Genomic DNA, 14,905 nt, shown 5'->3' with positions numbered 1-14,905 from the left:
GAGCCGCCAGACAAGGACGATACCCATGAGCCTGACGGCCGCTGCCGCCGCGTTGATGATCGGCTCCGCCATCCCCCAGGCGGTCGCGCAGGGACCCGAGGACACGCCTGTCCCGGCCGCGCAGGAGGCAACGCCGCAAGCCGAGCAGGCGCCTCTCGCCACGCCCGAAACGGTTGCGGACGAACCCGGTGCGTCCGATGCGCAAACGGGCGATCAGGGGCTCGAAGGTTCGGAAATCATCGTGACTCGCCGCCCCGGTGCGCCTCCGGGCGATCCGCTCGAGGCGATCAACGAAACCTCGTTCCAGGTCGTCCAGTCGGTTGACAAGGCGGTCGTCGAGCCGGTCGCCAAGGCCTACAACAAGGGCATCCCGCATCCGGTGCGCGAAGGCCTGCGCAATGTCTTCTCCAACCTCCAGGAGCCGGTGGTCTTTGCGGCCTACATGCTGGAATTGAAGCCGGGCAAGGCGCTGGAGACGGCAGGGCGCTTCCTCATCAATTCGACGCTGGGCCTCGCCGGCATCATCGACGTGGCCAAGCGCAAGCCCTTCAACCTGCCCTACCGGCCCAATGGCCTGGCCAATGTGCTGGGGTACTATGGCGTGGGGCCAGGCCCTTACATGTATCTGCCGATCATCGGCCCGACGACGGTGCGCGACCTTATCGGCGATTCGATCGACCGGCTGGCCTCGCCCGCCATGCTGGGCAAGCCCTTTACCAAGCCCGAGGTGGCGATTCCGATGATCACGCTGGCGCAATTGGGCGAACGCGCGGCCTTCGACGACGAGATCAACCGCATCCGCGATACCGACAATCCCTACGCGACCTATCGCGAGCTCTACCTGCGCCAGCGCGAGGCCGAGATCGAGGCGCTGCACGGTCGGATCATGCCCGATGTCGTGCCGGTCTATGGCCGCATGATGCCGACCGCAGGCAGTGAGCCCCAGGATACGCCGGAGCTGATCGAAACCCCTGAGACGCCCGAGCCTGCCGCACCCGCGGCTATTGCAACGCCCGTGGAGCCGACGATCCGCTATGTCTCGGAGCCGGTCGTGCAGCCGCTGCCGGAAGGGTACGGGAATATCTAGAAAAATGGATCCGAGGGCCATCGCCCTCGGGCTCCCCGAACGGTCGACCTCACCTTCCGAGCGTGATGTGGCTTGAGAAAGGTGAAGTCGCCGATTCTGGGGTCAAGGGGCGATGGCCCCTTGAATCGTAGCTTTATTCCTTCGGCATCGTGTCGATGGCACGGCGACCCAGAGCGGGATCGTCGGTGAAGAAGCTGTCGATGCCGGTTGCGATATAGGCCTGCATCATGCGCACCGAACCTTCGTCGTGGCGCGCCGCCTCTCCGCCTTCGCCGCGGTAGTCGGTGGGCAGGAAGACGTTTTCCGGCCGGAACGTCCAGGTCGAGACCTTGAGCCCGGCAGCATGCGCGTCGCGGACCAGAGCCGTCGGCGTGCCGAGAGGGCCGGGCTTGCCGTCCATCGTGCCGAAGGGAATGATCGACTGCAGGATGGGCGAGACCCAGTCCGCATAGCCGCGCAGTTTCGCAAGGCCTTCGGGCGTGTGCATCTGGGCATAGGTCATGCCCTTGCCCGTGGGGGCCAGATCCGCCGGGCGCACGTTCATCGGCAGGGTCAGTTGCAGCAGCTCGATGTTGCTCTGTCCTGCGATGCGGGGGCGCAGCCACTGGAGGTTGGAGACCTCGAAGCTCTGCACGATGACGGGGGCGGTCTGGAGGAAGTGGCTGGCCTCCACCGCCGCGAGGAAGCGTTCTTCCAGGGGCAGGCCGATTCCACGAAAGTAAGTCGGGTGCTTGAGTTCGGGAATGAGCCCGATGGTGCGCCCGCGTGCGGCGGCCTCGGCGCCGACGAAGTCGGCGATCTCGGCGAGTGTCAGGAGCTGGAACTGGCCGTCGTACGTGTGGCTTTGCCCACGCATTTCAACCGGAAGGCGCTCGACCGCGCGCAGGGACTTGATCTCGTCGAGAGTGAAATCTTCGGTGAACCAGCCCGTTACGCTCTGCCCGTCGATGGTGCGCGTCGCCTTGCGATCCGCGAATTCCGGGCGCTTGGAGACGTCGGTGGTGTCGGCGATGTTGTTTTCGTGGCGGGCGATGAGCACGCCGTCCTTCGTCGCGACAAGGTCGGGCTCGACGAAGTCGGCGCCGTCCTCAATCGCCTTGGCATAAGAAGCCAGCGTGTGCTCGGGGCGAAGCGCGGAAGAGCCGCGGTGGCTGATGAGGAGGGGCTTGGCCGGGGCCGTACGCGGGGCCGGGGCGGGTGTCTGCGCCCGGGCCTCCAACGCACCAGGCGCGGCCCCCGCAAGGGCCGCGCCGGCACCGGCGCGCAGGAGGGTCCTGCGCGACAGTGTGGTGTCGTTCATGTTCAGATCCTGCGGTGAAGGTCAGGAACCACTGGCGCGGGGCCAGCGGGTAGGTGGCGTAGGAGGCCGTCGGGCGGCCGACGCTGATGGTCGAGGCGCCCTTCTCGTCGAACAGGTTGGTCACGTTGAGCGAGACCGAGGCCTTTTCGAGCGGGATGTAGCCGGCAAGGTCGAAGGCAATGCGGGCGTTGGCCATGTAGTAGGAGTCGACCACGCCGTCGTTGGTGTAGGTGGCGTAGCGCTTGCCGATGTACTGGCCCTCGATCTGCGCGTCGATCGGGCCGAAGTTGGCCGAGATCATGGTCTTGTTCATCCACTTCGGGCTGCCCGGGACCTGCTTGCCGTCGGTTGCGAAGACGTTCGTGCCATCGGTGTAGTCGCTACCATAGCGCGAGCTGTTGAACGAGAACGCGTTGTAGATCGAGAAGATCGAGCCCAGGCCCAGCGTGATCGAGGCATCGACGCCGTCGGTCTTCACGCCGCCCACGTTGAACAGCGTGCTGGTGCCGCCCGTGATCGAACCGCCGCCAAGGCCGCCGACCGTCGTGCTGATCGAAAGCAGGCGGTTGGAGAAGTCGACGTGGTAATAGTTGATCTGCGCGTCGAGCGAGCTGAGGAACGAGCCGGGGAACACGTGGTGGCTGCGCAGGCCCGCCTCGTAGGTCCAGGACGTTTCGGGACGGCCCACATCCTTGAAGTAGTCGAACGCGGCCTGGCTGCCCTGGCCCCACGACGCGGTGCCGAAGTTGCGCATGTTCTTCTGGATGTTGAAGTAGATTTCCTCGGTGCCGTTGAAATCGTAACGCGCGCCGATGGCGGGCAGGAACCAGCGCTTGGTGCTGATCGAGCCCGACGGCAGGCCGCCAACCATGCCCGAATAGGACCCGGCGACCGGCTGGATCGGGTACCAGCCTTCGGAGAAGACGAGGCTCGACTTGAAGCCGCCCAGGACCGTCAGGCGGTCGGTGGCGTTCCATTCGTCCTGCAGGTGCAACTGCAGCGTGTTGGTGCGGTATTCGAGCGAATACTGCGTGAAGAGCTCGTCCTTCTGCCAGTGGTAGGGATCGGTCGGTGCATCGACGTCGAGCGCGTACCACTTGCGCCAGGTCGTGCCCGAGTTGTGCTCGAACCAGGCCCCGGCCTGCAGGTTGTGGTTGCCCAGGTTCATGCGCAGCGTCGAGAGCGCGCCCGCGCGGTCGATGCGGTATTCGGTGACGCGGGTGACGTAGCCGCTGTCGCCGGTGACTTCGACCTGGCCTGCGCGGTCCAGCTCGGGATAGTAGGCCGCGACGACCGAGATCGACTGGCCGAGCGGGCCTGCGACGACGCCCTGGCCGTCGTTGTGGTGGTAATAGACCTGGTTGGACCAGGTGGTCTTGGAACCGAGGTTCGCGTCGTACTTGAGGTAGCCGATGTAGTCGGTGCGCAGCGCGGCCGAGAAGTAGTTCAGGTAGTTGCTGCCATCCTCGGGCGGGGTGTCGCCGTTTTCATCGACATAGTCGAGCGCGGTCTGGAAGTCGGGGTACATGAACGGGCGCACATAGGGCATGTAGGCCTGCGCGTCGTTGGCCGGGTTGACGAAAGTCGTCGTGCCGTCCTCGTTGGGCTCCTGCTTGTCCGAGAAGGCGGCGTAGAGGGTGAGCTTGCCCGCGTCGTTCTCGTGGACGAACTTGCCGTTCGCCTGCCAGCCGCCCTGGCGGCCGTCGAAGTCCCAGGCCCGGGCGCGGTGGCGCACGACCGAGACATAGCCCGCGTTGGTGCCGTCGGCGTCGAATTCGCCGGTGTCGAGGCGCACGAAGGTGCGCGAGGTGCCGTAGGAGCCGACCGTCTGGCGCACTTCGGCCGAAGCCTTGGCCTTGGGATCGGAGGTCGTCATCTCGATGCCGCCGCCCAGGTTGATGGTCGAGGGCATGCCCAGATCACCCGCGCCGGTCGAGACGATCACGTTGCCCATCGTTTCCGAGACCATCGCGCGCTGCGGGGTGATGCCGGCGATGTTGCCGTAGCTCAGGTCGCCCAGCGGCATGCCGTCGAGGCTGTAGCCCAGCTGGTTGATGGCGAAGCGTGGATGAACAGCGACATGTTCTGTTCGTTGTTACCCCACGGGTCGGCGGTCTGGTACATGACGCCGGGCATCGACTGCACCGCCCCAAGTGCGGAGACGCCGGGGAGGATCTTCTGGATCTCGACCCCCTCCAGTTCGGTGGCCGAACGCGTGGTCTTGGCCGCGGTCACGATGATTGCGTTACCACCCGCCTCGTCGGCGGCGTCCGCAGCCGCGGCGGCGGCGGTCAGGCCTGCTGCGTTGCCGGTACCGGCGTCCTCGGCGGTCTCGGCGAGGGCCGGGGCCGCGCCCGCGATCAGGGCCACGGCCAGGGTGCCCAGCGAGAGCGTGGCGCGCAAACAGGTCATTCTCTGCATTATCAACTTTTCCGTGCTATTTCAGGAGGTAGCGTCGGAGCGGTGAGCTAGGCAGGGGTGATGACCGTTTCGGGTCACTTGTGTGACCGGCGCGCGAATGAATGTCATGGGGCAGACACGCCCGCGTCGTGTTTCTGTCGTGGAGTTCGCGTCGCAATTTCGGGCTTATGTGTGGCATTGGCGACACAGGCCATGCCTGAGCACGAGTCGCAGCGCCCTCTCAGGACCAGGAGCTGCGCTGAGGGCGAAAAAGTTTCCTGTTGGACAGTTGAATAATCTGCACCATGTTTAGCGCTATCTGCACGCAGGAGGGGCGCAGTCTTGCCTTCTAGAAGATCTCCGGGGCCATGCGGCTGTGCGGATCGCGGGTGAAGACGTTCTCCGGTACCGCCAGTCCCAGGTTCGCGCGCAGGCTCGATCCCTCGTAGGCCCGGCGAAAGTGTCCGCGCTCCTGGAGGATGGGCACGACTTCGTCGACGAAATCGCTGAGCCCGGCGGGCAGCACCGGGGGGGGAGATCACGAAACCGTCGGCCGCGCCTTCGCGCTCCCAGGCGATCAGGGTCTCGGCAATGTCGGATGCGGTGCCCACGACACTGTGGCTGGTGCGCCCCCCGGCCACGCGGCGGGCCAGTTCGCGCAAGGAGAGTGGCTCGCGCGCGGCGAGTTCGAGGACCCGGTCGCGGGTGGAGTTCTGTCCGGCACGCGCGGCCTCGGGAAGCGGGGGAAGGGGACCATCGGGGTCGTGCCCGGAGAGATCGATGTTGCCGAGCAGCGCCTCCAGCTTGGAGAGCGCCACCTGCGTCGGGATCAGCGCGTCAAGCTCGCGCTGGAGGTCCTGCGCCTCGGCGCGGCTGGCGCCCAGGATCGGGGTGATCGCGGGCATGACCTTGAGGCTCTCGGCGCTGCGTCCGAACTCGGCAAGCTGGGCGTGCATGGCGCTGCGGAACGCCTTGGCGGTGGCGATGGTGGGGTGCGAGGTGAAGATCACCTCGGCATGCCCGGCGGCAAAGCGCTGCCCGGTCTCCGAGGCGCCGGCCTGGACCAGCACGGGATGGCCCTGGGGGCTGCGCGGCACGGTCAGTGGACCCGCCACGCGGAAGTGTTCGCCCGCGTGGTTCACCGCCGAAATGCGGCCCGGGTCGGTGCACCGACCGCTTTCCTTGTCGGCAAGGTAGGCGCCCTCCTCCCAGCTGTCCCACAGCCGGCGGGCCACCGCGACGAACTCCTCGGCGCGCGCATAGCGCTCGGAGTGGCCCATGTGCGCCTCGCGGCCGTAGTTGTGCGCCTCGTTTTCCATGGTGGAGGTGACGATGTTCCAGCCCGCGCGCCCCTTGGACAGGTGATCGAGCGAGGCGAAACGGCGGGCCAGGTCATAGGGCTGGCTGTAGGTGGTCGAGGCCGTGCCGATGAGCCCGATCGTGTGTGTCGCGGCCGCGATGGTCGAAAGGACCGCGAGCGGATCAAGTTTGGGGCTCTCTGTCCCTGCGAAGATCTCCGCGCTCCTGACCGGGTGATAGCCCACATAGTCGGCGAGGAACACGCCGTCGAACAGGCCGCGCTCGGCGGTCTGTCCCAGCTGACGGAAATAGTCGATGTCCACAGCGCCCGTTCGGCCGCACGGGGATGGCGCCAGCCAGCGATGTGTCCGCCGGTCTGCATCATGAAGGCGAGCAGTTTCATCGTCGAGAATCCCAAATCGCGAAAGTGGCCGGAAGTGAAGGGCGCTGCGCGAAAGGGCCGGTCGAACCGGCGGCAGGGCCTGCGTCGGCATTCCAACAAGCACGGACGCGCAAACGATGCCAATCAGGAATCCATGGAGGCGATAAGCCTATTTGATTTCGATCAATGACGGGGGCTTGGTACCCCTTGGCTCTCGATTTTCGCGTCTTGTGGAGCCCGACCTGCCGATGCTGATAAACCGCCCCCGCGCCGATACGCTGATGGACCGTGACGGCATCGACGTGGTCGTGGCGTCGACGCCCATCAACACCTTCTATCTTTCAAGCTGGGCGACCGATGCCAGCTGGGGCTTTGGCGATCTGGCGCTGGCGATCCTGCCGCGCGACCATGCGCGCGATGCCGCCGTTCTCACGGTCGAGGTCGACATGGGCCAGCCCCAGCAGGGCCAGGGGACCTGGATGGCGGTGCGTGGCTATGCGCGCAAGCCCGGCATCGGCGCGGGCGGCGTGCAGGGGGTTCTGAGCGCCGAAGGCCTGCCCCAGAACCATCAGGAAGCGGTCGCGCAGTACTTGCGCGAGATGGGGCTCGACCGGGCGCGCGTTGCCTTCGAGGACCGGGGCCTTGGCCTCGACGTCCAGGCGCTGCTGGGCGGAACGATCGAGATCTGCCCGGCCCGCGATCTCCTGCGCGACATGCGCATGGTCAAGACCCCGGCGGAGATGGCGCGCATGCGCGCGGCCGCGCGCAAGACCGAACTCGCGCTTGAAGTCGCCGCCGAAGCCGTGGCGGCAGGCGCTTCCTGCGCGGAGGCCGAGCGGGTGTTCTGGTCCGCCGCCGCGCTTGCCGGAGGGCGTCCGGTGTTCCTCCTCATCACCCCCTACCGCCCGGCCTTCGGGCGCCTGCCCAAGAACGCGCCCCTATTGCCGGGCGACATGGTGACCTTCGATGCCACCGCCGAGTTCGACCACTACACCAGTGACATCGGGCGCACGGCGGTGATCGGGGAACCCAATCCCGAGCAGCTCAAGCGCTACAACGCGACCCGGCTGGGCTGGCGCGCGTCGCTTCCCCACTTTCGCCCCGGCGCGCTTTCGAGCGACGTCGAGAAGGCGGTCGTCGAGTGCATCAAGGACCACGGCAATCCCGACTTCAAGGCGGCCGGGCTCCATTCGGTGGGGCTCGAGCACACCGACCACCCGCACCCAGGCGGGGGCATGCATGCCTTCGAGCTGGTCGACAACATGGTGCTGAGCTGCGATCTGCCCTGGATCGGGCCGGGCATCGGCAAGTTTCATTTCGAGGACATCATCTACCTCGACGGCGAGCGGGTCGAGATCCTGAACGACGCCGACGGGCGCCTTCTGGCCTGCATCGACGGGCGGACCGTGCGTGTCGACTGAGGTCCTCCCCACCGCGCAGGAGAGCGCCTATCCGCCGCTACGGCGCAGCCTCTTCCCGATGCTGCTCTTGTTTCTGGCCGCCAACTTCTACAGCATCGACAAGGCCATTGTCGGCGTGCTGGCCGAGCCGATCAAGGCGGACCTGGCTATCGACGATATACAGATGGGCCTCCTCATGGGGCTGGCCTATTCGCTCTTGAGCGGGATCTGCGGCCTCTGGCTGGGCTCACTGATCGACGCCAGGGTGCGCAAGAACGTGCTGGGCTGGGCGATCATCGTGTGGAGTGTCTCCACCGCGCTCGGCGGCCTTGCCCCCAACTTCGAGGTCTTCTTCGTCCTGCGTGCGCTTGTGGGGCTGGGCGAAGCGGCGGTGGCCCCCGCCGCGCTCTCGCTGATCGCCGACATGTTTCCCCCGGCCCGGCGCGGGCGCGCGATCAGCGCCTACCTCATCGGCGCGACCATCGGCACGGCGCTCTCCTCGGTCATTCCCGGCTACATCGTGGCCGCCGACCTGCACCTGTCCGTGCCGGGGTTTGGCGAGCTGGTGCCCTGGCGCACGGCGTTCCTGTTGTGCGGGCTGGTCGGCCCGGTGGTGGGCCTGCTCTTCTTCGCGGTGCGTGAATCGGAGCGCCGGGGCCAGGCCGCCGCCAGCGCCGAACCGTCGCGTGCAGCCGAGAAACTGGCCTACCTGTGGCGCCAGCGCCGTGTTGTCGCGCCGCTTTTCTCGGGCTTCTGCCTCTACTACGTGGCCTTCGTGGGCGTGAGCGCGTGGACCGCGCCGCTTCTCATGCGCACCTTCGCGCTCACCCTGCCCGAGATCGCCAACCTCCTGGGACTGGGCCTGCTCATCGCCGGGCTCGCGGGCTATTTCCTGGGCGGGCTTGTCGCGGATTCGCGTCTCGGCGCGGGGAAGGGCGGGCGCATCCTCGTCATGGCCGCGCTTCCCGTGCTGGCGCTTCCGGCGGGGCTTGCCGGACTGGCGCCGGGGCTTGTTCCGGCCATCGTGTGCCTCGCCGCGATCAGCCTGGCGACGCCCATGCTCAATGTCGCGATGAACGCCACCGTGCAGGAGATCGCGCCCAACGACATGCGCGGGTTTTCCTATGCGCTGCTCAGTGTCGTCGCCGCGCTTCCCGCAGGGGCGGGCGGGCCGTTCCTCATCGCCTTCGTCTCGCAGACGGTCCTGGGCAACGAGGCGCGCATCGCGGCCTCTTTCGTCCTCGTCGTCCTGCCTGCGCTGGCGCTGGCGAGCCTGTGCTTCCTCCTGGCCTGGCGCGCCTACGCCCGGGCCGAACCCGACAGCGAACTGGCGCGCGTCATCCGCGCCAGCCACGCCTGACCGATCCGGAGATCCTGTTCATGTCCCAAACACAGCGCCAGATGATCCTGGCAACCTTCATCCACAACAGCGGCGCGCATCCAGGTGGCTGGCGCTGGCCGGGCGCGCCTGCCGTGGACCAGCACGACTTTGCCCACTACGCGCACCTCGCCCAGACCGCCGAGCGCGGCAAGATGCACTGCTACTTCTCGGGCGACAGTGTCGGTTTTCCCTCGATCTCGGGCAAGGAGGCCTTTGCCGCAACGGACTATGCAGGCAAGCTGGAGCCGACCACGCTGCTGGGCGCGCTGGCGGTGGTGACGCAGAACATCGGCCTCATCGCCACGGCCTCGACCACCTACAACGAGCCCTACAACATCGCGCGGCGTTACGCCTCGCTCGACCATTTGTCCAAAGGGCGCGCGGGCTGGAACGTGGTGACCTCGGCGAGCGATGGCGAGGCGCGCAACTTCGGGCGCGATGCCAACATGGACCATGCCGGGCGCTACGCGCGTGCGGAGGAATTCGTCGATGTCGTGAAGACCTTGTGGGACAGCTGGGAAGACGGTGCGCTGCTGCGCGACCGGGAAAACGCGCGCTACTTCGATCCCGACAAGGTCCATGAACTTGCGCACGAGGGCGAGTTCTTCAAGGTGGCAGGGCCCCTCAACGTCGCGCGTCCGCCGCAAGGACACCCGATCATCGTTCAGGCGGGCGGATCGGAAGCCGGCCGTGCGCTCGCCGCGCGCACCGCCGATCTCATCTTCACCGCCGCCCGTTCGCTGGAGGTGGCGCGCGAATTCTACACCGACATGAAGCGGCGGGCCGCCCTCTTCGGGCGCAACCCCGATCATGTGAAGGTGATCCCGTCTGTTCAGTTCCTCGTGCGCTCCACCGAGCAAGAGGCGCGCCGCGCCGAGGCCGAACTGCTCGACCTCGTGCCCGAGGCGCTGGCGCTGCGCACGCTCTCGCTCCAGCTGGGCGTCGACCTCTCGCATCTCTCGCCTGATGATCGCCTGCCCGAGATCCCGGAGACAAACGGGGGCAAGTGGGTGCAGGAATCGATCGTGCGCATGGCCCGCGAGGAGGATCTGCCGATTGGCGTGCTGGCGCGCCGCGTGGTGGTCTCGCGCGCGAGCTTCTCGTTCGCGGGGACGCCCGAACAGGTGGCGGACCTGTGCGAGGACTGGTTTAGCAAGGGGGGCGCGGACGGCTTTTCGCTCTCGCCCAACTACCTGCCGGGCGGGCTGGAGGACTTCGTCGACGAGGTCATTCCGATCCTCCAGCGCCGGGGCCTGTTCCGCACCGAGTACAAAGGCGGGACCTTGCGCGAGAATCTGGGGCTACCGGTCCCGGAAAACGCCTTTGTCGCCGATCCGGCGCTGGGCCGCGAGCCGCGCATGTGGGCCTGAGGGGCCTTCGAAAGATGCATTTCAAGGGGAGTGAAGCCGCCATGATCAGCCGTCGAAACCTGGGCCGGGGCGCTGGCCTTCTGGCCGCCGCATCCGCGCTTGCCGGAACGCGCGCCGTCTCCGCCGCGACGGGCGCGGCCGCCGCAAGCGCGACACCGGACCTGCCGTTCCCGGGGGAGTGGACGCGCACGGGTACCTTGCGCCGGGCAGGCGGCGTCCTGCACTATGCGGTGGTGGGCGAGGCGGTGCCCGGTGTTCCGCCGGTGGTCCTGCTGCACAAGCTGGGCGGATGGCTGTCGGACTGGCGCCATGTCGCCCCGCTTCTGGCCAGGGGGCGGCAGGTCATCGCCTTCGACCTTCCCGGCCACGGCGGCTCGCGCTGGGACGGCGCGCCGCCCTATATCCAGAGCCTGGGTGAGACCGCCGCGCTTCTTGTCGGGGCGTTCGACGAGATGGGTTTCGATAAGGTCGACCTCATCGGCACGTCGCTGGGCGGGTGCCTGGCCGTCCCGCTCGCTGCGTTCTGGCCCGAGCGGGTGCGCTCGCTTGCGCTGGTTTCCTGCGCGCTGGGTGGCAAACGCTCGCTCGAACAGATCCACACGATTGTCGATGAAGGCCAGAAGGACCTGTTCGATGCCAACGGCGACCCGGTGCCTACTCCGCCCGAACTGCTGACGCAGATCTTCGGGATCGTGAACACCGGGCCCATCAACCAGGAAGGCATCCTCAGCCGCAAGGCCGCCGGGCACTGGATCCAGCCGAGCGAACGCGGCGTTGCGATCACCGATATCGTCGGCACCATGCCGCGTATCCCGGTGCCTACGCTCATGGTCTACGGCGAATTCGACAAGGCCTACATCAAGTTCCGCGCCACCGCCGAGGCCGCGTTGCAGGACGGGCGGACCGAGGTGGTCGAGAAGGCCGGCGCCTTCGTCATGCAGGACAACCCGGAAGGGACGGCTCGGGTGCTGGAGGGCTTTCTGTCCAGGTTCCAGTAGGAAGAATTTTTCAAGGGGCCATCGCCCCTTGACCCCAAAACGGGCACCCTCAGGGCTCTCGCGCCACCGTGGCCGAGACTGGTGAGCTCGCCCGTTTGGGGAGCCCGAGGGCGATGGCCCTCGGATTTCTCTTCTTGTCTCCTAACCCTCGCAGGACCGGCGGATGACGGCCTTGAGCTGGCGCACCATGCGGGTTTCGTACCGGTCCTTCAGAGTCACGAAGCCGAAGGCCGGGGCGGGGATCGCCGATCCGCCCACGCGGCGCAGCGTGCCGTCTTCCAGTTCGCCGTCCACCGCATCGCAGCCGATCATGCCCAGCATCCCGCCATCGAGGATCAGCGAGCGGTGCAGCGCCGCCGAGGAGACGCGCACCGTGCGGCAATCCGGGTGGTAGCCGAAGCGGGCCATGGCGTCGGCAAATTCGCTCGTCTCGAAGGGGTCGAGCGTGTCGTAGGCGCTCAGCTGTGACCACACGAAGCTGCGTGGATCGACGGTGCTCGCGTCGTCAAAGACCGGATGGTCGGCGCGCGCGACGATGGCGTAGTCGCGGCGAAACAGCGGTTCGAAGTCGAAGGCCTTGTCCTCGAAATCGGGGGGCAGCCCGCAGAAAGCGAAATCGAGATCACCCGCGGACAGTCTTTCGAGAAGCTGGGTCGTGTAGCCATCACGCACGCGCAGGTCGACCGGCACGCTCTGTTCGATGAAGGCGCGCAGCGTCTGCGTCAGCCATTCCGAAACGAGGATCGGGTACAGGCCCATGGCGATGCGCGGGTGGCGGTCGGCCTCGGTCAGTTCGGCGACGATGCGGCGTTCTTCGGCCAACATCAGGCGCGCGCGGCGCACCAGCTTCTCGCACATTTCGGTGGGGCGCACGCCCGAGGGGCCGCGCTCGAAGAGGGTGGTGTTGAACTCCTCCTCGAGCTGCTTGATCGAAAGGGTGAGGGCGGGCTGCGTGATCCCGATCTCCTTGGACGCCTTGCGCAGGCTGCCGCTTTCGTAGATCGCGATCATGCGCTTGAGCTGGATCAGGTTCACGCGTTCGGGGCCTTTCGGTCAGGTGTGCATCAGGGATCGAGGAAGCCGGTGATCGTCTCGACCACGCGGTCGGTTTCCAGCTTGAGCACGCCGTGGGCGACGCCGGGCATGTCGACGCGCTGGCCGTTCGCGAAGAGATGCGACGTGCGCCGGGTGACCTCCCACAGGTCGTCCTCGGGGTTCATCACCAGGACTGGCTGGCCGACCTTGGCCATCGCGCCCAGGAAGTCGTAACGGTAGACCGCGACGTAGCCCCAGGGCATGCGCGATCCCAGACGCAGGCATTCGGCCATGCTGACGTGGCGCTCTTCCCAGGTAATGCGCGGGTCCGAGAGCGTGCCGATGATCGCCCAGAGCTTCTCGACATGGGCAAGGTCAGGGCCGGGCTCGGGAAAGGCGCCGCGCAGGTTCGCGAGCTTGGTCTGGCGTATATCCTCGGGGTACGCGGCCAGGCCGAAGACAACCACCCGGCGCACACGTTCGGGCCGGCTTTGTGCCAGTTCGGTGGCGACCAGCGATCCGGTGTGGAAGCCCATGACATCGTAGCTCTGCGTGTCGGCGGGCAGCACACCGTCCTGGGCCAGCCGGGCCATGAAGGTATCGGCGGTGGCGGCGTAGTCCTCGATCGTGGTGGGGGCATCGGGCCCGTCGCTCATGCCGTAGCCGGGCGTGTCGAGCGCAATGACGGTGCGGCCCTTTGCCAGCGGCTGCATGATCGAAAGCCAGTCGGCCGAGTGCGAGGGGGTCTGGTGCAGGCACAGGAGCGGTGGGCCGCTTTCCTCTCCATCTGACCCACTATAGGGGGCGATGCGGTAGTGCAGCTGGCCATAGGGTCCGGGCGCGTAGCCACGCGAGATCGTACTCATGCGAGGGTCTCCTATTCGCGGGCAATGGCACCGGCGGCTACGAAGGCAAGCACGGCGGAAAGGCCAAGGGCACAGGTACCCACGATGGCCATCGACCATCCGACCTGGGCCGGATCGGCAAAGACGTTCTCGGTCAGTCCGGCCACGGCGATGGGACCGAGCGAGGCACCGATCAGCGTCATCACGAAGGCATAGAGCGCGACCGCGAAGCCGCGCAGCGAGGGCGGAGCGATCTCGGAGAGGATGGCGAGCATGGCCGTGCCGTAGAGAGCCATGACGCCCATGATCGCGCCCAGCAGCAGCGTGGCGAGCGTGACGTTTCCGGCAAGGACGGGCAGGGCCGAAGGGATGGCGAGGAGCGTCAGCGTTGCAGCAAGGCGCATGCGCAGCGCGGCCCCGCCCCGTGCGCCCACCTTGTCGACCACGACACCCGCAAGCGCCGCGCCGAGGACCGCCCAGACGATCTGCCCGGTGCCAAGGCTCTGTCCGGCCGTGCCGATGTCGAGGCCATACGCGCGGGTCAGGAACACCGCACCCCACATGGTTGCGACCGATCCGCCGACCGCGAAGAGGGCGAGCGCGCCATAGTAGCACACGAAGACGCGCGCACGGGCCGCCATGGCGCGAAGGCCCTCGGCAAAGGAAAGCGTGCCGGTCTGAGGCTGACCTGTGGGCGTGTCGGCGCGCCGGGGCGGCTCGCGCAGGGCCAGGAGAAGGAGCAGGATGACCGCGCCGCTCGCCCCGACGAGGATGAAGGTGAGACGCCAGGGGGCAAGCCCGCCGATGAGGGGCAGGCCAGCAAAGAGGCCGCGCGGAGCCGCCTCGAGGATGAGCCCGCTGATGAGCGAGCCCAGGCCATAGGCGATCATGCTGCCAAAGACGTAGAGCGCCATCGCGCCCGCGCCGCTCAGGGGGGAAGAGATCGCCGATCATGGTGACCGCGCACGGGCCGAGGACCGCCTCGCCCACGCCGATGAACAGGCGCGAGGCGAACATCGCGCCAAAGCCTTCGGCAAGCCCGCCCGCGATGGTGGCGAGGCTCCACACCACGATCCCCGCGATGAGCAGCTTGCGGCGGTTGACCCTGTCCGCGACGGCACCGAGCGGCAGGCCCACGGTCACGTAGAAGATCGAGAAGGCAAAGCCCTGGAGTAGCGCGATCTGCATCTCGGAGATGCCCAGGTCGGCGCGGACGGGGTCGACGACGAGCGCGAGCATGCCGCGGTCGATGGTCGAGATGACCTGGGCCAGGAACAACGTGGCAACGGTGATCCAGGCCAGAAGCGGGCCGGTGGGCGCGGGGCCTTCCCGGTCGGTCGTGTGCATGGCGATTTCCCCCTGGGGCGCGAGTATAGGCGGGCGGGTCGCAGGGCCTTCGGGCGCGGTC

The 14,905-nt window shown here is 67.3% G+C and carries 11 protein-coding genes and 1 pseudogene; 5 read left to right on the top strand and 7 right to left on the bottom strand.

Annotation, left to right across the window (positions count from 1 at the left end; genetic code table 11):
* Positions 1–25: 25 nt before the first annotated feature.
* Complete coding sequence (locus tag MBENS4_RS06730; protein WP_039389609.1) at positions 26–1,087, top strand: MlaA family lipoprotein; 1,062 nt, start codon at positions 26–28, stop codon at positions 1,085–1,087.
* Between the two features lie 133 nt (positions 1,088–1,220).
* Here the strand turns inward: MBENS4_RS06730 and MBENS4_RS06725 are convergent, their stop codons facing one another.
* The 4 genes from MBENS4_RS06725 to MBENS4_RS06715 form a co-directional block, all read right to left on the bottom strand.
* Complete coding sequence (locus MBENS4_RS06725; RefSeq protein ID WP_242404928.1) at positions 1,221–2,243, bottom strand: glycerophosphodiester phosphodiesterase family protein; 1,023 nt, start codon at positions 2,241–2,243, stop codon at positions 1,221–1,223.
* Positions 2,176–4,413, bottom strand: a complete 2,238-nt coding sequence (locus tag MBENS4_RS06720; protein WP_242404815.1) for a TonB-dependent receptor — start codon at positions 4,411–4,413, stop codon at positions 2,176–2,178. Before MBENS4_RS06720 ends, MBENS4_RS06725 begins: the two co-directional genes overlap by 68 nt.
* Positions 4,395–4,808, bottom strand: coding sequence for a hypothetical protein (locus tag MBENS4_RS26530; protein WP_242404814.1), 414 nt, complete (start codon positions 4,806–4,808; stop codon positions 4,395–4,397). Before MBENS4_RS26530 ends, MBENS4_RS06720 begins: the two co-directional genes overlap by 19 nt.
* Positions 4,809–4,912: 104 nt before the next feature.
* Entirely contained in the window at positions 4,913–6,409 is a 1,497-nt protein-coding gene (locus tag MBENS4_RS06715) for an NtaA/DmoA family FMN-dependent monooxygenase (RefSeq protein WP_199904347.1), read from the bottom strand.
* Positions 6,410–6,716: 307 nt separating this feature from the next.
* On the opposite strand from MBENS4_RS06715, the gene MBENS4_RS06710 reads away from it, so the two are divergent.
* From MBENS4_RS06710 to MBENS4_RS23920, 4 genes are read left to right on the top strand one after another with little or no spacing between them, the layout of a single operon-like run.
* Positions 6,717–7,889, top strand: a complete 1,173-nt coding sequence (locus tag MBENS4_RS06710) for a M24 family metallopeptidase (RefSeq protein WP_144400864.1) — start codon at positions 6,717–6,719, stop codon at positions 7,887–7,889.
* The gene (locus MBENS4_RS06705; RefSeq protein WP_039389604.1) at positions 7,879–9,228 is read left to right on the top strand and encodes an MFS transporter; all 1,350 of its coding nucleotides are present in this window, start codon (positions 7,879–7,881) and stop codon (positions 9,226–9,228) included. Before MBENS4_RS06710 ends, MBENS4_RS06705 begins: the two co-directional genes overlap by 11 nt.
* Before the next feature lie 20 nt (positions 9,229–9,248).
* On the top strand, positions 9,249–10,619 hold the full coding sequence (locus MBENS4_RS06700) for an LLM class flavin-dependent oxidoreductase (RefSeq protein WP_039389603.1): 1,371 nt from the start codon (positions 9,249–9,251) through the stop codon (positions 10,617–10,619).
* A gap of 41 nt (positions 10,620–10,660) precedes the next feature.
* The gene (locus MBENS4_RS23920) at positions 10,661–11,617 is read left to right on the top strand and encodes an alpha/beta fold hydrolase (protein ID WP_159108023.1); all 957 of its coding nucleotides are present in this window, start codon (positions 10,661–10,663) and stop codon (positions 11,615–11,617) included.
* A gap of 141 nt (positions 11,618–11,758) precedes the next feature.
* Here MBENS4_RS23920 and MBENS4_RS06690 read toward each other — a convergent pair whose 3' ends face one another.
* The 3 genes and pseudogenes from MBENS4_RS06690 to MBENS4_RS06680 form a co-directional block, all read right to left on the bottom strand.
* Positions 11,759–12,652 carry a LysR family transcriptional regulator gene (locus MBENS4_RS06690; protein ID WP_039389602.1) on the bottom strand — a complete coding sequence of 298 codons (894 nt, stop codon included), beginning with the start codon at positions 12,650–12,652 and terminating at the stop codon, positions 11,759–11,761.
* A 29-nt stretch (positions 12,653–12,681) separates the two neighbouring features.
* Positions 12,682–13,518, bottom strand: coding sequence for an alpha/beta fold hydrolase (locus tag MBENS4_RS06685; RefSeq protein ID WP_039389601.1), 837 nt, complete (start codon positions 13,516–13,518; stop codon positions 12,682–12,684).
* Between the two features lie 11 nt (positions 13,519–13,529).
* Positions 13,530–14,736: pseudogene (locus MBENS4_RS06680) on the bottom strand (MFS transporter).
* Between the last annotated feature and the right edge of the window lie 169 nt (positions 14,737–14,905).

This window comes from Novosphingobium sp. MBES04, assembly GCF_000813185.1.
GTDB lineage: Bacteria > Pseudomonadota > Alphaproteobacteria > Sphingomonadales > Sphingomonadaceae > Novosphingobium > Novosphingobium decolorationis.
Note: the sequence above shows the minus strand (reverse complement) of the source record. Positions and strands in the feature narration are given on the sequence as shown.